At 53.7% G+C, this 18,856-nt stretch carries 16 protein-coding genes; all 16 read right to left on the reverse strand.

The features are described 5' to 3' along the window. Window positions 1–9: 9 nt before the first annotated feature. The 16 genes from AC1DOP_RS01185 to AC1DOP_RS01260 all read right to left on the reverse strand — a co-directional run bounded on the left by AC1DOP_RS01185 (window position 10) and on the right by AC1DOP_RS01260 (window position 18,843). The gene (locus AC1DOP_RS01185; RefSeq protein ID WP_442123043.1) at window positions 10–576 is read right to left on the reverse strand and encodes a hypothetical protein; all 567 of its coding nucleotides are present in this window, start codon (window positions 574–576) and stop codon (window positions 10–12) included. Beyond that, on the reverse strand, window positions 566–1,216 hold the full coding sequence (locus tag AC1DOP_RS01190) for an SCO family protein (protein ID WP_442123042.1): 651 nt from the start codon (window positions 1,214–1,216) through the stop codon (window positions 566–568). The genes AC1DOP_RS01185 and AC1DOP_RS01190 overlap by 11 nt, the downstream gene beginning before the upstream one ends. After that, a complete protein-coding gene (locus AC1DOP_RS01195) occupies window positions 1,188–1,784 on the reverse strand; it encodes a c-type cytochrome (protein ID WP_477249258.1) in 597 nt (198 codons plus the stop codon). The genes AC1DOP_RS01190 and AC1DOP_RS01195 overlap by 29 nt, the downstream gene beginning before the upstream one ends. A 10-nt stretch (window positions 1,785–1,794) precedes the next feature. Continuing rightward, window positions 1,795–2,382 carry a cbb3-type cytochrome c oxidase subunit II gene (locus tag AC1DOP_RS01200; RefSeq protein ID WP_477249260.1) on the reverse strand — a complete coding sequence of 196 codons (588 nt, stop codon included), beginning with the start codon at window positions 2,380–2,382 and terminating at the stop codon, window positions 1,795–1,797. Between the two features lie 2 nt (window positions 2,383–2,384). After that, complete coding sequence (locus tag AC1DOP_RS01205) at window positions 2,385–4,058, reverse strand: cbb3-type cytochrome c oxidase subunit I (protein ID WP_442123039.1); 1,674 nt, start codon at window positions 4,056–4,058, stop codon at window positions 2,385–2,387. A 131-nt stretch (window positions 4,059–4,189) separates the two neighbouring features. Continuing rightward, window positions 4,190–5,140, reverse strand: a complete 951-nt coding sequence (locus AC1DOP_RS01210) for a catalase family peroxidase (RefSeq protein WP_477249262.1) — start codon at window positions 5,138–5,140, stop codon at window positions 4,190–4,192. Next, complete coding sequence (gene hemE / locus AC1DOP_RS01215; RefSeq protein WP_477249264.1) at window positions 5,124–6,281, reverse strand: uroporphyrinogen decarboxylase; 1,158 nt, start codon at window positions 6,279–6,281, stop codon at window positions 5,124–5,126. The genes AC1DOP_RS01210 and hemE overlap by 17 nt, the downstream gene beginning before the upstream one ends. A gap of 247 nt (window positions 6,282–6,528) precedes the next feature. Beyond that, a complete protein-coding gene (locus tag AC1DOP_RS01220; RefSeq protein ID WP_477249266.1) occupies window positions 6,529–6,894 on the reverse strand; it encodes a group III truncated hemoglobin in 366 nt (121 codons plus the stop codon). A 15-nt stretch (window positions 6,895–6,909) separates the two neighbouring features. Next, window positions 6,910–7,326, reverse strand: a complete 417-nt coding sequence (locus AC1DOP_RS01225) for a hypothetical protein (RefSeq protein ID WP_477249268.1) — start codon at window positions 7,324–7,326, stop codon at window positions 6,910–6,912. Window positions 7,327–7,334: 8 nt separating this feature from the next. After that, a complete protein-coding gene (locus AC1DOP_RS01230) occupies window positions 7,335–8,513 on the reverse strand; it encodes an NnrS family protein (RefSeq protein ID WP_477249269.1) in 1,179 nt (392 codons plus the stop codon). After that, the gene (locus tag AC1DOP_RS01235; RefSeq protein ID WP_477249271.1) at window positions 8,510–8,689 is read right to left on the reverse strand and encodes a hypothetical protein; all 180 of its coding nucleotides are present in this window, start codon (window positions 8,687–8,689) and stop codon (window positions 8,510–8,512) included. Before AC1DOP_RS01235 ends, AC1DOP_RS01230 begins: the two co-directional genes overlap by 4 nt. A gap of 12 nt (window positions 8,690–8,701) precedes the next feature. Next, complete coding sequence (locus AC1DOP_RS01240) at window positions 8,702–10,831, reverse strand: TonB-dependent receptor (RefSeq protein WP_477249273.1); 2,130 nt, start codon at window positions 10,829–10,831, stop codon at window positions 8,702–8,704. A gap of 602 nt (window positions 10,832–11,433) precedes the next feature. Further along, on the reverse strand, window positions 11,434–12,465 hold the full coding sequence (gene ccsB / locus AC1DOP_RS01245) for a c-type cytochrome biogenesis protein CcsB (protein ID WP_477249275.1): 1,032 nt from the start codon (window positions 12,463–12,465) through the stop codon (window positions 11,434–11,436). Between the two features lie 104 nt (window positions 12,466–12,569). After that, the gene (locus AC1DOP_RS01250) at window positions 12,570–14,483 is read right to left on the reverse strand and encodes a cytochrome c biogenesis ResB family protein (RefSeq protein ID WP_477249277.1); all 1,914 of its coding nucleotides are present in this window, start codon (window positions 14,481–14,483) and stop codon (window positions 12,570–12,572) included. Continuing rightward, a complete protein-coding gene (locus tag AC1DOP_RS01255; RefSeq protein ID WP_477249279.1) occupies window positions 14,480–17,566 on the reverse strand; it encodes an efflux RND transporter permease subunit in 3,087 nt (1,028 codons plus the stop codon). The genes AC1DOP_RS01250 and AC1DOP_RS01255 overlap by 4 nt, the downstream gene beginning before the upstream one ends. Further along, a complete protein-coding gene (locus AC1DOP_RS01260) occupies window positions 17,563–18,843 on the reverse strand; it encodes an efflux RND transporter periplasmic adaptor subunit (protein WP_477249281.1) in 1,281 nt (426 codons plus the stop codon). Before AC1DOP_RS01260 ends, AC1DOP_RS01255 begins: the two co-directional genes overlap by 4 nt. Window positions 18,844–18,856: the final 13 nt, after the last annotated feature.

An 18,856-nucleotide genomic window follows, 5' to 3' on the forward strand; every position in this document is an offset into this window, starting at 1 on the left:
AATATGTGCCTAGATTTCAGTAGGCGTTGTATCGATAATTGTTCGGTAGTGAAAAACAAACCAGAACAACGGGATAGTGCAAGCGATAATCACGAGGCCGACACCGGCTAACGCTTGGTCGTCAACGGTATAGGCGTTGCACAATTGCTTAAACTGGTCTTGGTACAATAGGCCGAAAATTGCCGCCATCGCGCAAAAATTGCCAAGGAAAAATAGCTGAACAATCTGATTTGCACGTTTAAGTGCTGAGGGCGTAAGTGCTCCCGCAAAGATTATCGTGATGAATTTCGCCGTTTCATACGAGGACGACCTGATGCTCAGCTCCAGTGCGCGCGGTATCATCCAATAGCTGCTGACTGATAGTATAAAAACAAATGACGTCAGTCCATGTGCGTCAATCTTCGCGAAAAATTTGATGAGATTGGTGTGTCCAAACATAAGCCAACCCGCGATAAACAGTGCCGGAAGTTGGACAAGCATGTGTCTGGCCATCGACGCTTCTAGCCAATTATGAGTAATTGCCGCTAGTATCAGCGCGCCGCTGCCAACGATTAGCTGTCTCTTTTCACTTTTCATTCCGGCTGTCCCTCGCAAGACCCGCGGCAAATTCCAGTGCCGCCTCTTGTTCAGCTAAGTCGAAAATTCGACGCAGGCGCCCCTGTGAATCCACGACATGAAACGCTGCATTGTGCTGATAGTCGCTCGGTGGCACCGGTAGAACGACAATGCCAAACGACTCGAGGAGGTTGTCTCGGTCTCGTCCGGCCGGAACGCTTGCGAAGCGCCAAATTTCTGGTTTGCTGTGCTGACGCACCGAGTAATTCTTCAACACTGCGGGCGTGTCGCGCGGGTCGAAGCTGATGCTAACCAACCGAACTTTCTTCTCTAATCCCCGGGCAAGTATCTCGCCCTGCAGTTGCTGATTCTGAGTGCCTAGCACGGAGCAAATCGAGATGCACTGGCTGTAAAAGAAGGAAATCACCGCGACGCGCCCATCGCTTTGCAGTTCACTTCTCAGGTTTACAGGCAAGGGCATGAACAACTTCGAGCCTGGTAGCTCAACTGGGCTGTCGAGCAGCTGCAGACGCCGACCGTCTTCCGTCGCCGTTACGCGAAAGCCGAGCGTCACATGGTCGAGCGCTGCTATCGCAATAGCAGCGACAATTGTGCAGGCGACGAAAGTGCCCTTAATGCTTGAGCTTTGATAGGTCATCATCGCCGTTCCAAGGCGTTGTGCGCTCTTTGCTCTGGTCGCGTTCTGATTTAACGATGTCAGCCGTCACTGGGCCAGCGGAATTCCCGAAATTGCTTCTCACGTAAGACAGCGTCGCCGCAATTTCATTGTCATCGAGCTTGTCCTTAAACGTGGGCATAGCGCCGTTGTACTCGCTCTGTTTAACCGTGAGCTTGCCAGTGACCCCGTGCAAAAGAATGTTGGCCAGGACCTTCTCGTCGCCGAGTACCCACTCGGAGCCGGCGAGTGGAGGAAACGCCCCGGGAATGCCCGTTCCGGTCGCTTGATGGCACGCGACACAGTTCGCTGCGTACAGTTCTGCACCGTTCGCGGAAGCTGTGGCACCTTTCGGTTTCCCTTGGAGGGTTGCCAGGGTGCGCCTGTCGCCGAGCGTTGGGTCGTCATCATGTTGAGTGGTCACAATGTAATAGACTGCCCAAGCAAACAGGCTAACGACCACCGCCAACACTGCGATGGGAATAGGGTTGTTCTTCTCGTGTGGGTCCGGATTTTCGCGCTCACGAGAGAGATGCTTTTGCTGTTTGGTCATTGCGCCACCATCACTTGTTCTTGGTGTTGATGACTGGATAGGTATGGTCCAAGCCCTGCAAATATGCGACCAGGTCCAAAACCTCCGATTTCGCAACAACGACTTTTCCGGCGGGGTTAAAACCTTCCGGCATAGTTACGACCCGGTCTCCTGGCTCTGCTGCGTCTTTGACATCAAACAGGTACGGGTATGAGGGCATGATTGACTCGCGCGTGTAGGCACGCGGTTGGAAAAGGTGCCCGAGATGCCAGTCAGCGCTTGGCTGGCGAGCTCCAATATTGAAAAGGTCGGGCCCTGTTCGCATCGTGCCTAACAGGTGCGGAACGTCATACGCGTAGTCGCCGGCGACCGAGGCCCGGCCCCAGCCGCGTTTGTCATCGGGTGCTTGGGCCTTGTCGCGAGGCTGTTGCGAGTGGCAGTAGATGCATCCGTTATTGATGTAGACCTGGCGACCGCGTAGCTGCGCCGCGGTATATGGCTTCAGGGCAGCCGGCGCCTCTACACGTTTGATTTGGAAAAACGGAACAATCACCAGGACCCCGGTCGCCAAGGCCAGCGTCACCATTGCGCCGCCAAACAGTTTGAGTTCGTCTTGCATGGTTAGGCTCCCACAAGCGTTTTGCTATCACCACTGTCCTCGCGAACATGGAGGAGAGCTGCAGATGTCCGCTTGGGGCCGTACCGGAATGCCATTGCAGCGAAGTGACCTGCGAAGATGAGATGGCCTAGAGTCATAATCGAGCCACCCAAGGAGCGACTCTTGAGGTACGGAAGGGTGACAATGACTGATTCGATGAAGGGTTTCTTGGCGTCGAGCATAGCGAGTCCCTGCAGCCATCCGCCAATCGTGAGTCCCACGAAGTAAATCGAGAACCCGACGACGACGAGCCAGAAGTGAGCCGCAATTAGGCTGGGGTAAGGCCACTCCCACGACATGACACGTGGCATTACGAAGTAGATGGCGCCGAACATTACCATCGTGAAAAATCCGTACAGCCCGAGGTGCGCATGAGCCACCGTGAAGTGCGTAAAGTGGGTAACGGTGTTCACGCTACGCAGAGCTTCGAGAGAACCTTGTACAGAGCTCAAGGTGTACATCATTCCGCCAAGGACGATAAAGCGTAACGTTGGTGAATAGACGAGCTTCTTGAAGTGTCCCCGCATGGTCATGTGCTGGTTTATCGAGAACGATATGACGGGCACCAACATCATCACGCTTTGGACAATGGACAGCGTAATCAACCAGCCTGGAACTGGGCCGCCAATCAGGTGGTGGCCACCAACTTGGCCGTAGAAGAACGCTAAGGTCCAAAACCCCAGGAGTGACAGGTTGTAGGACTGAACTGGACGTCCAATAATTTTCGGCAGGAAGTAATAGACGGCCGCTAAAGCCATCGGCGTGTAAAAAAGGCCAAGGACATTGTGGCCAAACCACCAGTTCATAGTCGCCTGCTCGACGCCGATGTGAAAGGCTGGCAGGTTGGCGACTAAGAACAGAATCGGGAACCAGAAGAGGGCGGCGCCCATGTACCAGATAGAGACGTACAGGTGGTCAACCTTACGACTCTGAAGGGTATATACCAACGGAAGGCCGACCAAGGCGCCACCCGCAACTATGAGGATGTCCACTTGCCATGGAATCTCAAGCCATTCCATACCGTCGCTGATGCCGACGGCAATACAACCCAGGCCTGCGATGAGGCCGGCGGTCCACAACATGCACCCTACGATAGCGTAGCGACCTCCTACCAACTTAGTCTTCAGCAGCCGGGGGAGCAGCCAGATTGCAATCCCTAACGCTGCCATTGGAGACCAGCCGTACGCGACTGCATTCAGGTGAATCGTGCGAAGGCGGCCAAAGGTCAGCCACGCTTGTTGCGTGAGCAGGTCAGGCTCGTGAAGTTTTAAAGAGCTGGTAAGGCCTGCGAGCGACGCTACGACCAACCAAACCACGGCGCATGAGAGAAAGATGAACACAACGAAGGCTGATGATTTGTCAGCAAGAGCTCTCTCGCGTAAGTCATTGGATAGAGCCTCCTTCTGAGAAGTCCTCAGCGAAGTCTGACCAACATGTTCGTTATGACGAGTCAGACCATCAGTCTGTGCGCTTGTCGCTGCCGGTTCTTCGCCGATTCCAATTTCGTTGTCGGCAAAAATCACTTTTGCCGCTGCTGGCGAGGCATCGAACAGCTTCTTTCGCAATGACCAAATGAAGATGAATAGCCCTGTCACGGAGAGCACAAAGGCTGATAGGAGGAGAGATACCGTGTCCATATAATCTTTCTTATTGACTCATTCAGTTACTCAACGCAAGGTCTTACAGCTAGGACGAGTGGCCTATGCCTCCGCCGTTGCAGGCGGAGGCTTTTGTGTCGTGTAACAGGCAAGGTAGCCGCCGCTGAAGGTCAGCAGCAGGGAGCTGGTTGGCGCCTTTCAAACGAAATGCCGTAGGGCTTGTCGCGGGAAGCGAGGATAGGGTCGGCGGTGGGCGTAATCGACGCCGGAAGATTGAACGGCGAGAAGACCAAGTTATCGCAGGTATCAAAAGGCGCTACTTTGTCGACGAGGAGCGTGCCCAGAGCAATCTTTTCCTCACCGCGCCACAGCTGGCTAGGGTTAGTGAGGGAATCGCCCGGTGCTGGCAACTGCGCATAAATTACGAACCTTACCTCCTCAACTTTAAGCCTGGACGACAGCTCTGCTTCTAGGAAGTTATCTGGGAAATTCGCCTCTTCCTCTTCCGTAAGGTATTTCGTACCCTGTACTGGCTCGACAACTAGTCGCGCAGTTACCTGCTCGCCATCGGCGTTATGGAAGACAAATGCATTGTTCGAGAAGTACGGAGTGTGCGCATACGAGCTCGGTGCGCCGTGCGAAGCGAGCAGCGCCGGCTGAAGTTTCCCATCGGGGAACTTCTCGTTATGTGCCGCGACGTTAGCGGGATTCGGCTTCTTCGTAGCTGGGTCCGCAACGCGTGCCTCAAGGAAGCTCACGAAGGATTCAGGGGTAGCAGCAAAGAAAACTGGCTCGGAGACCAACACCAGGTCCCAGTGTTCTCCGCCAGCCGTCAGCTTCAACCCCATCCCACGCACGGTCCGGCTCTTGTCGGAAACGCCTGGGTTACCACCGCCGACAGAAAAGCGCACGACCGCTGCCGCGGTATCGGTTTTGAAGAACTCGCTGTTTGCGAATCGCGCAGCTCCCACATCCGGGGTAAAAGTGCCGGCGGCGCAAAAGCCCTTCGCATGCGATGCTCGCTTGCCGACGTGTTTGCCAAAGGTATTGTTGAGTGCATCGACCATCGCTTCTGGACTTGGGGTCGATTCAGTTCCTACCGCGTTAAGTAAGGTGTTCATTTTTCGCTCCGTCTTCATCAGTCTTGGATTTCGTCTGTTTGCGCTGCATAGCGCTGTACTCATGCACCGCCGTCACCATAGCCAAGACGTTCTCAGGTGGCGTGAATTGCGATATTCCGTGCCCTAGATTGAACACGTGCCCAACTCCCTTATCAGGCAGGCCGAAGTCGTCGAGGACACGGCGAGCTTCACGAATCACCTTGTCGGGAGTGGCAAGCAAAACAGCAGGGTCGAGATTTCCCTGAAGGGCTACCTTGTTCCCGACTTTCGCCCGGGCTTCCGTAAGGCTAGAGGTCCAGTCAAGGCCAACAGCGTCGCACCCGAGGTCTGCAATTTGTTCCACCCACTGGCCACCGCCTTTTGTGAACACAATGCTCGGGATGCGTTGGCCGTTTCGAGTTTTTGTTAGGCCGTTGATGACTCGCCGCATGTAGTCCAAAGAGAAGACTTCGAAGGCTTTGCCGCTAAGGATGCCACCCCAAGAATCGAACAGCATGACCGCTTGAGCACCAGCGTCGATTTGCGCGTTCAGGTAGTCGATAATGGCAAGCGTGTTAACTTGCAAAATGTGATGGATGAGGTCTGGACGGCTGTATAGCATCTGCTTTACGACGTGATAGTCTTTCGACCCCGCTCCCTGGACCATATAGCAGGCCAGCGTCCACGGACTTCCTGAGAAGCCGATGAGAGGTATGCGGCCATGGAGAGCGAGGCGCGACTGTCGGACAGCTTCATATACATAGTCGAGAGAGCCGTCTTTAGGCGGGCGTAGAGAGAAAATCTCTTCCTCGTCGCGAAGTGGGCGTTCGAACTTGGGTCCTTCACCCTCTACGAAGTGAAGTCCAAGCCCCATTGCATCTGGCACCGTAAGGATGTCTGAAAAAACAATAGCTGCATCGACCGGATAGCGCTCAGTAGGCTGAACCGTGACTTCCGCCGCTAGAGCAGGGTTCTTTGCCAGCCCTAGGAACGAGCCAGCGCTTTTGCGTACTGCACGATACTCAGGGAGATAACGGCCTGCTTGACGCATAAGCCAGACGGGCGTGTGCGACGTTGGCTGACGTAACAGCGCGCGTAAGAACGTGTCGTTCTTAACTTGAGCTACCGTCGGATAATCCGACAAAGAATAGTTTGATTGCATATATTGAAAGATGTTGGCGCATCATCGAGGATGTACCGCACCGAACGCACCGCCGAGATAACTGTCTGAGAGCGGTCGATGTCTTTACACATGATGGTACAGAGAAATGTTCGCCGTGCCATTGGTACCCGCTTTTTTCCGAAAATTGGCACCAAGGTATACGGGGCGTACATCGAGACGGTATCGTTAGCAAAGCTGCGGCAGCTACATACAAGCTTTTGTTGTGACGATGATGTCGACCAGGTGTTTACATCTCACTAAGCATTCCATACTGGAGGCTAGTAGCTATGCGATTAGCTACTTGCATCACTTCAGAACAGACTTCGTCGGAAAACTGAGAGGACGCATTTCGCTCAAAGAGTTGCAGCCAACGTACAAAATGTTCTTTTGTAACTCCCGAAATCTCCATGTGCTTTCTGTAGACGCTACCTTTGTACTCATTTGTGCCAAGAATAATGTTGCACCAAAACTGTACTAAACGCTCGACATGTGCGTCCCAATTTCCGCCGAGCTTGGAATCAAAGATTGGCGAAAGTAAGTCATCGTTCCGAACATCGTCATAAAAGTTTGAAACGACTAATTCGATAGCGTCGCGAGTGGGTAAATTGACCATAACTTATTTTCTGGCTCAGGCAAGTGTGAGAAGGAATGAGTAAGCGATAAGTGCGATAAACTTTCCAAGCTCAAGTGCTGCATAGATGGCGTGGTCGTAACCTTTGTTCAGTGGAACACCCGTCAAAACCATGTCTACCTGCTTTGAAAGTCTTGGCATTAGCAGAGTAACTTGTATCGTTAATATTGCGGAGCTAGTGATGATGAGGTAGAGGTGTTTGCCTCCGCCGTGTAGCCCGGCAGAGAAAGAGCCAAGAGCAATGACAACTTCTGTCCAATGCATCGCGCGAAAAATTCGACGTCCAACAGACAATGCGACTGGCCTGGTCAAGCCTGCAGCGTTGAATTTTGCAGGCTGCGCGACAAATGATATGCCTAGTACGAGGCCCGCCCAAAGTGAGCAAAAGAAGAATGAGAGAGCTTGGAAGTTCATTATTTTTCCTAACCTGGGCGCCCGTCGATACGAGGCCGAAACAGTAATGGAGCGTATTTGGTGAGGTAGCCTAAAAATGCTACGCTCCACAACGCAGCAGATGCAATTAGACAGAAACTTCGCATATCAGCAGCAACATAATTCGCAGATAATCTAAAGACTGCCGCAAGCTGGATACTAGTGAACACAAAAACATCTGGTAAGGTGGTCACCATCATCTGCCCGGTATGTCCCCTCGTAGTCCTTGTAATCATGCCGATGACAAGACTGCCCATAGCACCGATAGACATCGCGTGCAGTGCGCTACTAGCGCTAGCTAAGCCGAGCGATGCGAGACCAAGAAGGCATGTACCTATCCCTATCCATGCGTAAGACAGATGCAAAATCCAGAGTAGTGGATGCCGCGCAGTTTTTAGCGTGTTCCAGTCGCGCATTCTGAACAGATGACAAGCCGCGCCAAGGAAGCAAAGGGTGGATGTGATAACGCCCTGCGCCGAAGCCACCCATGAAACAAAGCATGCAGCCATCAGGCAGAGCGCCAACACGTCAGTTTTCGGATGCGAGACGGTTTTCGTCAGTGTGGCGTTCGCGGTAAATCCAGGAATGACCCGAGCGCCCATCACCGTACACATTATGATTAACACTAACAGCGAGGCGTGTAGCGGTTTCGTTGTGTCGAAGTCAGTCAGCCCTAACGCGGCAAGGTGATAGCAAAGGTTGCACAGCGACAGAAGCGCAAGGACACCTACCAAGCGCAAATTGCGTAATTTGCCACTGCGATAGATGACTCTAAACAGCACAAAAGCCGCAGCAGGAATGAAGGGTAGGTCAAGCAATGTTGCAGTCACAGCTTGTCCCGTCAACATTGCGAACCGACCGGCCATCCACAAAAGTGCAAAGGCTGCCAGAACTCGACCACGCGGTGTCCAGAGACCTGTCCAGTTCCTGGCGGCGGTGAAGAGGAATCCGATAATTACTGCCACAGCGAATCCGAAGACCATTTCGTGCATGTGCCAAACGACATTTACCCCATTATGTTGCAGCACGCGGTAGTAGCTCATTAGCCATAAGGGAATCGATACGATGGCGAAGAGCGATGCAAGAAAATAGAACGGCCTAAATCCGAGGCGGAGAAATGCAGTCGGCTCAGGCGTTATAGATTGCGGTTCGCTGATTTGCAACATCATTTTTGCGCCAGCTGGGTAGTCGTAGCAGGAGGTTCAGTAAAATGGCCAACTGCACATGCGGCGACAAGTGCAAATGCCGCGATTTGCAATGCTGACCTGATGCGTTTGAACTGATTTTTTTCGACGGTAAAATCCGTGGCCGTGCTCGCCAAGATAAAGAGTTCCATATCCATCATATCGTCCTCGCTTTAACGTAAGTCGTATTGAAGTTCTGCCAAAAGGGTTCTCTGGGTGTATGGATGATAGGCCCAGTATTTTTTGTTACCGATGTTGTCAATGCCGAGTGCAGCTGACCATTGTTTATCAAACTGGTGTCGGACCCTAAGGTCTGCTACGAGAAAGCTGCTGAAGCCAGTGTAGGTGTTGGCGTTGATGTCGCTGTTGTCAAGAGTGCCGAACTGTCGGCCGCTGAATCGAGCGCCTAGAGTTACTGACCATGTATCGATAGGGCGGTATGTTCCGAGAACATTGGCTCGCCACTTCGGAACTCTAGGCTGGCGTTTTCCAACGCTGCCCGGGAAATTCGTATTCGCGTCGATGGTGGAGCTGGCATATGTTGCACTGGTATTGAGGTCGAAATTTGGCAGTATGTTGGCAAACTGGCCTGCGAACTCTGCGCCCATGGTTCCGATACGCTGCACGTTTTGTATATTCGTGACATTGGGCGTCACGTTGACATTTCGTTGCGAGTAAAGTGCGTCTTTGCTTTCCTCACGAAATACAGTTGTGCGAATTAAGCCGTTGTTCAGCTGATGTTCTAGACTGAGTTCAGTCGTCCAAGATTTTTCTGCCTTAAGATTTGGGTCGTTGTTAATTACTGTATCTTCAACAATTGCTCCTTGATACAGTTCGGCCACTGTCGGGTACCGCACAGCTCGACCGACAGACGCCTTAACTTCCCAGGTCTCTGCTAGCTCATGCGCCAGAGCGAATTTGGGAGAAAAGCTTGTCTCTGAGTGGTCAGAGAAATGCTTGACAGTCTTGCCATTTGCTAGTGTTCCACCGAAGGCGTTCCAGCGTTCTAGCCTGCCGCCGATAGTGGTTTTCCACAGCGGGGCGAAACGCCAAGTGTCTTGAAGGAAGACGCTCTCGAGACGGCTATCGCCGTCAAACTCAGAAACTCGACTAGCCGCGGCGCCTTCATGCCATTCAGAAGTACTCGATACGTTAGTTCGTAAGCTATATGCATCGCGTTGAACGCCAAATTCAACGATATGTTGAGTAGGTCGCCATGTACCTTTAGCCGCTAAGGTAGTCCATCCAGTGCCATGAAGGTCTGTGATTGTTCCTGCTTTTGGACCAGTCCCATCCGTAGACACTGTCGGGGAACGCGTTACATCGCGCCGATAGTCATAGACACTCGCTGCAATCTCCCAGTTGAATGGGCCGCGGCTGTGACTTTTCAGCGTCAAGCCGTGCATGACATGCTCGAGGTCGCTCTCCGCCGGCGCGAAGTCTGCGGCCGACAGATTGTATTGCCGACCTTCAATATTTATCGGGCCGAACGTGACTGGCCTGCCGCGGGTATCTTTCAGATATGTCGAGGAAGAGCGGTCCACGTCATTTTTCCAGTAACCGAGGGTGTAGCTCGCCAAGAGGTCAGGAGTGACGTCGTATGCAAGCTTGACCTTGATGTGGTCCTGTTTCGTATGGACCTGGTTTGTAGCTCCCAGGACGAGCCAGTCGCGATTAGCCGGATTGCGGTCATGGACAGCACCTGTGACTGCAGTTCCTGCGTTACTCGCTACGCCATCGCTCACCGCCTTCGTTGCAAAGCCAATCGGTTGACCGTCGTTCTCCAGGTGGCTAGCTGAAACCCACCAAGCCAAGCGGCCAACCTTGTTGCCTACTGAAAGGCTGCCTTGTTTGCCGTTGTACTTATCATTTGACGAGTATTGTTTGAATTGTTGGCTGAACCCGGTGAGGCGTGCATGTACCTCGAGCTTGGTCGGCATCCTGGTGCGATAGTCAACAACGGCCCCAACAGAATTGCCGGGGTAGGCCGCTGAAAACGGACCGTAGAGTACGTCGACTCGGTCAATCTCATCGGGGGTTACCAGGCCCCAACGCGGTGTATAACTCGCTCCGTTACCGAGCAAGTTAGAGAGCAGGATGCCATCGGCGTACACCAACGAACGAGCGCTGTTGCCCGTCCCAGAAGCTCTACTAGCTAAGACAGCATGGTCATAGTCGCCGACGAAACGCTTACGGATGGTCAGGCTGGGAAAGTATTTCAAGACGTCTTCAGAATCGACGGCGTTGATGGACTCAGCAATCTGAGCTTCTCGTATGCTCTCGATTGTCGTGGCGATTTGCATCGGAAGCGAGCTAGGGCGACCTCCGCTCACCATCACCATAGCTACAGGCTGCATCGCGGGCGCCTCATCGTCAGCTGCATATGCGTTATGGACATGTAGAGCGACCGTGCAAAGGAGAAGTGGCAGCGCTAACCGGTGGGGAAGAAGTCTGTTCATTGTTAGTTCCTGTTCACAAATCGTTAGGGCGCACGAAGCCGGTACCGCTGGTGTACGGTACTTAAGTAGAGTTTCAGGGGCGTCCGAAGAGTTATTGGTGCAGAAGTAAGGTATTTACGTTACTTCTGCTGACGATTCAAAGTATATGCCGCTAAGCAAGTTTAAACAAGCATTTTAAATACATCTTTATCGTCGGTAGAAGTAACGCCACACTATTGTTGGGAATGCAAGAACGCCGAAGTAGGCGAAGCTTGTCGCTACAAGCTCCCAAGGTGCGGTTACCGTCGGGGAGACGTCGACAGCGATGTGGTGGAAAGCCAGCATCCAGGCTGCATAGCCGAACAGCCACGCAAGGACGTTACGCGCTGGTGTATTTGTTAGTGCCACCGCTGAATTTGCCAGTACAGTGCCGCTAATAAGCATGAGGTAAGCCCACTGTTGTGCGGTCATAGTGCACCATACGAATGTAGGCCAGACAAGAACATATTGACGCCTACAAACGCGAAAAGCGTTATGCAAAAGCCAACGAGAGACCACCATGCCAACAGTGGACCGCGGATATTCTTGACCAACCGGGCATGAAGCCATGCTGCATAGTTGAGCCAGACAACTAGTGCCCAGGTCTCCTTTGGGTCCCAGGACCAGTACCCGCCCCATGCTTCTGCAGCCCAGAGTGCACCAAGAATCGTTGCAATCGTGAAGAATACGAAGCCCAAAGCTACTGACTTGTAAGACAGTTCATCAAGCCATTGACGGGAAGGAAGCCTGCTCGCAAAGAACGGGTTACCGGCAAGCAGCCAGGCCCCGCCGAACATGGCGGCTAACGAGAATGCGCCGTATCCGATGAAGTTCGCAGGGACGTGGACCTTCATCCAGTAAGACTTCAAAGCCGGTATCAATGGCTGAATTTCGTGTGCTCCCTGGCCGTACTTAAATAGGAACACTACAGCAGCGCTTACCACCAGCATTGCAAAGCCCCCAAGTTTTCGGTCCTTGGTTTGCCATTCAATGTGGAGGTAGAGCAGCGTAGTGAGGAAGCTGAAAAGCACAAACACTTCGTACAAGTTCGACACTGGGATATGGCCCACTTCTGCGCCGAGCAGATAGGACTCGTACCAACGCACTAGCAGACCGGTAAGGCCTGCCGTCGTTCCAACCCATGCAACTCGGCTGCCGTAGAGTAGGCCCGAGGAAGACTGGCGTAGCCAGCCAAATAGATAGAGGACCGTAGCGCTCCAGTACAGCAGGCCCATCCACATGATGGAAGACTGACTAGAAAGAAAATACTTCAGGACGAACGCGTGGTCGCCACGTTCGAGAGAACCGCTATAGATGGAGATGGCTATCAGACTTAAGACGGCCGACGCAACGGTTAGTGGCTGCAATGACGGCCACATTAGCGCCATGGCGGACATGCCTAGGAGGCTAATGACTAGAATCGCAATGTCATAAACGTCGATGTCGCTCCAGAAACGCATCGAGACATAGAGACAGCCTAGGAGTAGGGCTACTACGTAAGTTGCGCTAAGAACTTTTCTCGGGTCATGTGACCGCGTTGAAATGGTCGGGTACATATTCATGGTTATTCTCTCGAAAGAAGAGCAATTGACTTAATTTCATCCTGAATGCTTTGAAATTCCCCGCTCAGCCCAGGACCTGGGCGGTTTGCTGTGAATGCAATGAGTAGAGTTTCGTCAAACAGCCTGAGCCATAAGCGCCGCTCTGGTACGAAATACATCGCAATCACACCGAGTGCTAACAGGGCCGCGCCGAGGTAGACGATATTGGCACCAGGTGCGTGCGTCACTTGAATACCCGAAGCGTTGAGAACGTGAAAATTCGTCAGCTGGAAAACTGCAGGAAGCTTTGCTTCAAGCGTTTCGCTGTAAGAGCTAAGCACGTTGTGAACAAAGCTCGGAGGCAAGCTCGGGTCAACACTTTCTGCCGCGGTCTGTAGGAGCTGTGCGTAAAGTTGTGCTGTCCGTAGACGCTCCTCTTGTGGAATCGTTGCCGGCACGAGTTTGGCAACGCCGCCATACCCACTCGTCGCGAAGGTATCTAGGAGGCGCTTAACAGCGGCTTCCAGTGCACTTGCGACGTTCGGGTCAACTGTTCTACGAGCGACAGCTTGCGCTGCCTGTACCCTTGACTCATTGCTGAGAAGTTTGTCTACCAAGTCGCGGTAACTAGTCAGGCTCGAGTGCGCGTCGGCAGGGAGCCGCCAGTATTTCATCGCCCCTTCTTGGGATAAGCGTCGGCCAACGAGAAACCAGTTCGCGCCATCGATAGCTGCAGGCTTTTGATACAGAAGCCATTCGTCGGCTTGACCAAGCTGGTCGCGGACACGAAACGCTAACGACGGGCCAACGTCATGGACCCGTTCACCAGGTTTAGCGTGCGAATGCCACCCAGAAGCCGGGCCACCGTCCTCCTTCGTGAAGACGTTAATCAGTCGTAGGTCCGTGAACTCAATGGTAATGGGCTTACCTGCCAAGAGAATGGGGGTGCTGCTTCCTACGTTGCCTACGATTTTCTGAGGTGCTTGTCCAGGAGACGTCCATTCCATTTCAACCCCGCTTCCCCCGTCGGCGAAGCCAGATTGATACAGGGTGACGCCGTGAAAGGTGTATGGCTTGTTGACCTGTAAGATGGCAGGACGTCGACCTTTTTCGTCAACAATCTCAATATCGCTGGCGAAGTCTTTGGGCTGCCCGCTAGCGTAGTGTTCGACTCTGAATCTCTTCAACTCAATAGAGAATGGAAGTTCTTGCAGAAGGTAGCCGTCGCCCATAGGCACCAAGGCAGTGTTACTTGCTTTCCCTTCGGCGACGTTCATGGTCGCTCTAAACGAACCTGCATCGGCGCGCAAACGGCTGACTGCTGGCACCTCGCTCGGCGCGAGCTCATGCGTCTCAATCTTTGCCGCTCCTGCCCAGAGACGCAGACGTAAAAACACGTTACCATCGATAAGGCCACCAACACAGATTAGAACCATGGCGCTATGTACCAGCAAATAGCCGGCGCGGCGTGCTGCACCACGTCGTGCCGCTAACGTAACAGCACCGTCTGGTGTCGAGCTGAGTAGATACGCATACCCCTTAGTCTTCAGGTACCGACGCAGCCTTGTCTTCAAGTGTTCGCTACCACTGACATCCTGTAACTGAACGCTGTACTCAAGCTTTTTGAGGCTGGCGACGCTTTTGTTTTCCCGGTAGCTCCGCATGTCCCGTAACATCCCAGGCGCATTTTGCAGTACACAAAGGCCGGTCGATAGGGTCATGAAGCCAAGGAGCGCAAAGAACCACCAAGCGTGGTAGATGTCGTCGAGGCCACAGAGCGAATAGAAAGCTGACCAAACTTCCCCGTATTTGCTCACATACAGAGAGCTCGGCTGATTTTGTTCAAGTATCGAACCGATGCTTGAAGCGACCGCTACAACCGCCAAAATGCCGATGGCAAACCGCATGGAGCGAAGAAGGTTAAGGATTCGCTTCACAGCTTCCTCCGGCTCAGGTAAAAGTAGACCACGGGGATGATAAGAAGCGAAAACATAGGAGCTGTGACCATCCCGCCAATTAATGGCGCAGCGATTCGCTTCATCACATCGGCGCCGGCGTCGTCCGAGAACATTACTGGCAGCAGTCCGCCAAGGATGACTGCTACCGTCATCGACTTCGGCCGTAACCTGAGCAAGGCGCCCGCGACGATAGCGTCACGAGGATGCTCAGGATTCTCTTCAAGCGCTTGGTCGAGATAGAGCAGCATGACAATGCCGAATTCAGTGGCAACGCCTGCGAGCGCAATCAGACCGATGACAACGGCAACGGAGAGCTGATAGTCGAGCAACCAAGTGAGCCAAATTCCGCCACTGACCGAGAATGGCAGGCACAACAGGACCAGCGCGACCTTAGGAAGATGCTTGAAGTGCAGGTAGAGAAGGGCGGCAACGGCAATCAGAGTCATGACGATAGCTGCTATCAGTGACGCTTGCCCCTCCAAAAATGCGAGGTACTGGCCTTGCCAGGTCAGCGTGGTGCCAGGCTCCAGCTGCAGTTTGGCATTGAGAAGCTCCTTTGCTTCTTTGAGGTACTTCCCAACGTCGCCAGTCGAAAGGTCGACATACACGTAAGCTACAGGTCGAGCATTTTCGCTCTTTATCTCTACCGGGCCATCTTTGATAGCTACCGTAGCGACCTCTTGTAATGCCACTTGGACGCCGGCGGCGTTCGTCAATCGAAGCTGCTCGAGCGCAGCTGTACCGTCCCTGTCAGCGCTTGGGAAGCGCAGTGTTATCGGATAGCGTTCGCGACCATTGACGACCGTGCCGACGACCTGGCCACCGACTACGTTCTGCAGGCTGCCTTGTATCATTGCGACCGACAGGCCGTAGCGCGCTGCCGCTTCGCGGTTGATGTCAACGTCTATGTAGCGCCCACCTCCGACTCGGTCGGAGAAGACGGAACGAGTTTCTGGCAGTGTTCTCAGAAGCGCCGCTACCTCGTCTGCCTGCTTTTCGAGTGCGGAAAAGTCCGAACCGCTGATTTTTATTCCTAGCGCGCTGCGAATCCCCGTCGACAGCATGTCAATGCGAGTCTTAATTGGAAAGCCCCACGAATTGGTGAATCCAGGGAGATTTACTGCGGTGTCGAGTTTTGCAATGAGCTCTTCATTCGTACGAGCCGAACCCTTCGGCCAGTCTTTGCGTGGCTTCAGTCGGATAGTGGTCTCGAACATCGACAGCGGAGCTGGGTCGGTTGCAGTTTCAGCGTGGCCTGCTTTACCGAAGACACGTGCGACCTCGGGCATCGAGGCAATTATCTGGTCGGTTCTTCGCAGAAGGTCAGACGCCTCGGCTGCGGAGATACTAGGCATCGTCGTTGGCATATAGAGTAGGTCTCCCTCATCCAAAGGCGGCATGAATTCACTGCCGAGTCTTTGCAAAGGAAGGGCCGTGCTTGCGAGGACGAGTAAAGCCAGAACCATGGACAAGCGGGGCCAGGCGAGTGCGCCTTTCAGCACTGGCCTGTAGAGCCGCTTCAAGAAGGTGTTGACCGGGTTAGCCGATTCGCTCGCGAGCTTGCCATTTATCAGGTAGCCCATCAGAACCGGGGTCAGGGTAATAGCGAGCATCGCCGCTGCGGCCATTGCATAGGTCTTGGTGTATGCAAGGGGCGCGAACAGACGATGTTCTTGTCCGCTCAGGGTCAAGACGGGGAGAAACGAGACTGTGATGATGATGAGGGAAAAGAACAGGGCAGGGCCAACCTCTACCGCCGCCTTTTCGACTACCGGCCAAATGTCTGCTTTCTCTACCTTGTGAGGTGACATCTCCAGTTGGCGGTGCATGTTTTCAATCATCACAATCGCGGCGTCCACCATAGCACCAACTGCAATGGCGATTCCGCCAAGCGACATCACGTTAGCGGACACACCTTGAACCCGCATAATCCAGAGCGCAACCAGTATCCCTAAGGGCAGCGTCACAATCGCGACGAGTGCAGAGCGAACACGGAAAAGGAAAATCCCGCATATGACAGCCACTGCGATGGACTCTTCCAGAAGCTTGTCTCTCAGCGTGCTCACGGCCCGCTCAATCAGTCCGCCGCGGTCGTAAGTGGTTACGATTTCCACGCCAGGAGGCAGGGACCTCTTCATCTGCTCGAGACGCGACTTTACGGCTGTAACGGTAGCCAGGGCGTTCTCTCCATGTCTCATAACTACGATGCCGCCGACGACGTCACCTTTACCATCCAAGTCAGCTACGCCGCGACGAGCCTGCGCGCCGATACTGATGTTGGCTAACTGCTGTAGGCGCACAATCGCACCGTCGCCGGCCACCGGAACATTGCGGAAATCATCAATCGTTTTGAGGTTGCCGTTCGAACGAACCAAGTACTCAGCTCGAGCCATCTCTATTGGCGAGCCACCAGACGATTGGTTCGCATCTCGCAGTGCTTCAGCCACTTTGCTTACTTCAATCTTGTGGGCTGCAAGCGCTGCAGGGTCAGCGTCCACTTGGAACTGTCGTGACATACCTCCCAGGCTTGCTACTTCCGCGACGCCAGGTACGCTTTGCAGCTCAAGCTTGAGGAAGAAGTCCTGTATTGCCCGCAGCTTCTCGGGCGGCGTTTTTCCAGCTTTATCGATAAGTGCGTACTCGAAGACCCAACCAACGCCGGAGGCATCGGGACCTAAGGTCGGCGCGACACCGGCCGGCAGGCGGCTGCTCATTTGTGCAAGATTTTCTAAGATTCTGGAGCGTGCCCAGTAGAGGTCAGTCCCATCTTTGAAAATGACATAGACAAATGACTCTCCGAACATGGAGAAGCCACGTACGGCTTTTGTACCAGGGACAGCGAGGAGGGCGCCAGCAAGCGGGTACGTCACCTGGTCTTCGACCAACTGAGGAGCTTGGCCCGGGTAATCTGTCTTAACGATGACCTGGACGTCTGAAAGGTCGGGCAAAGCGTCTAGTGACAGACGCTGCAATGACCATAGTCCACCAACAAAAAGCGCGATGGCGCTCACCAACACCATGAGCCGGTTGCGTATGGACCAGACGATGATTCGGGAAATCACAGCCGGCTTTCCAGGCGCGCTTGCAGGGCCTGCATGGAGGCTGCGCCGTCTAGTAAGAACTGACCGTTTGCGACTACCTTGCTGCCCTCTATGAGTCCAGAGAGGATTGACACGTTATCTGCGCTTTCGATGCCCTTGGTCACCTTCACCCTACGGAAATGATTGTCTGCTTCTGCAACGACGACGAAGTCACCTTGTCCAGTGCGGATTAGCGCATCACGCGGTATCTGTAGAGCCTTGCGCTTGGCAGCCTCGATGGTGACTTCGGCATACGCGCCAGGACGGAAGTTTCCACGGTCGTTCCTGAGAGCAAACCGGAGCTTCGCCGTTCTCGAAACAGGGTCGAACTGGAGCGTGTCCATCGATACACGCGCGTACTCGAGGTGGCCGTTATCGACGCTCGAACGTACAGCTACGCGGTCACCATTTCGAATCAGGTTCGCTTGGTCGGGCAGTAGCGAGACCTCCGCCCAAACGGTATCGGTTCCGACGTAGGAACAAATTTGCTGCATGGGGTTGACGTAATTACCCTCATGGACGCTGAGGGCCGTAATAGTTCCGCTGTGTGCCGCCCTTACTGGCACAACGTCTATCACACGCCGCGACTGCTCGAGGAGGTTTATTAAGTCCTCGCTCATGTCCGCGGCGAGCAATCTTGCACGTGCGCGAAACTTCTCTTTGGCGAGACTTCCGACCATGGCCGCGTTCGAGCTAACGACCGTCATGCTGTCGCCAAGCAGACCATCCTTACGGGTTAGCAGGTCGATATATTCCCTCTGGCGCTGCTGCAGTTCAGGTGAGTAGATTTCATAGAGAACCTGACCCTGGCGGACTGGCTGCCCGATGCCTTGAATCGCAACTTTGCGTAGCCACCCTTCTACCTTGGGATTGACGGAGACGACTTTGCTTTCATCAGCTGTTACGGTCGCAAAAGAGCGGATAGACTGTGCAATGGTGGCGGTCGTTGCAGTGGCCAGCTTCACGCCAATCTGTTGTTGAGCGAGGGAGTCAACGTGTACAGCGTCGCTGTGTAGTTTGGACTTACCCTTAGCTACTTTCACCAGCGTCATGTTACAGATTGGGCAGTTGCCGGGATGGTCTTGCAAAATCTGTGGATGCATAGGGCAGGTGTACATCACCTGGTCATTCGTAGTCGGGAGCTTTTTCTTCTCAGAAGCTCGTGCACTTGTAGTCGCACCGTAGGTCCCTAACGCTATTGCGCTAACTCCCAGGCTAAGTGTGAGACCTCGAAGAAACTGTCGTCTTTGAATACCCATATTGTTCTCGTCT

The organism is Massilia sp. 01N410 (genome assembly GCF_056399665.1).

Excerpts from the sequence above, each read along its gene's own strand:
- AC1DOP_RS01205 (WP_442123039.1), bottom strand. The coding sequence starts at position 4,058 with ATGGACACGGTATCTCTCCTCCTATCAGCCTTTGTGCTCTCCGTGACA.
- AC1DOP_RS01210 (WP_477249262.1), bottom strand. The coding sequence starts at position 5,140 with ATGAACACCTTACTTAACGCGGTAGGAACTGAATCGACCCCAAGTCCA.
- AC1DOP_RS01190 (WP_442123042.1), bottom strand. The coding sequence starts at position 1,216 with ATGATGACCTATCAAAGCTCAAGCATTAAGGGCACTTTCGTCGCCTGC.
- AC1DOP_RS01225 (WP_477249268.1), bottom strand. The coding sequence starts at position 7,326 with ATGAACTTCCAAGCTCTCTCATTCTTCTTTTGCTCACTTTGGGCGGGC.
- AC1DOP_RS01240 (WP_477249273.1), bottom strand. The coding sequence starts at position 10,831 with ATGCAAATCGCCACGACAATCGAGAGCATACGAGAAGCTCAGATTGCT.
- hemE (WP_477249264.1), bottom strand. The coding sequence starts at position 6,281 with ATGCAATCAAACTATTCTTTGTCGGATTATCCGACGGTAGCTCAAGTT.
- AC1DOP_RS01220 (WP_477249266.1), bottom strand. The coding sequence starts at position 6,894 with ATGGTCAATTTACCCACTCGCGACGCTATCGAATTAGTCGTTTCAAAC.
- AC1DOP_RS01200 (WP_477249260.1), bottom strand. The coding sequence starts at position 2,382 with ATGCAAGACGAACTCAAACTGTTTGGCGGCGCAATGGTGACGCTGGCC.
- AC1DOP_RS01195 (WP_477249258.1), bottom strand. The coding sequence starts at position 1,784 with ATGACCAAACAGCAAAAGCATCTCTCTCGTGAGCGCGAAAATCCGGAC.
- AC1DOP_RS01260 (WP_477249281.1), bottom strand. The coding sequence starts at position 18,843 with ATGGGTATTCAAAGACGACAGTTTCTTCGAGGTCTCACACTTAGCCTG.
- AC1DOP_RS01185 (WP_442123043.1), bottom strand. The coding sequence starts at position 576 with ATGAAAAGTGAAAAGAGACAGCTAATCGTTGGCAGCGGCGCGCTGATA.
- AC1DOP_RS01230 (WP_477249269.1), bottom strand. The coding sequence starts at position 8,513 with ATGATGTTGCAAATCAGCGAACCGCAATCTATAACGCCTGAGCCGACT.
- ccsB (WP_477249275.1), bottom strand. The coding sequence starts at position 12,465 with ATGCGTTTCTGGAGCGACATCGACGTTTATGACATTGCGATTCTAGTC.
- AC1DOP_RS01235 (WP_477249271.1), bottom strand. The coding sequence starts at position 8,689 with ATGATGGATATGGAACTCTTTATCTTGGCGAGCACGGCCACGGATTTT.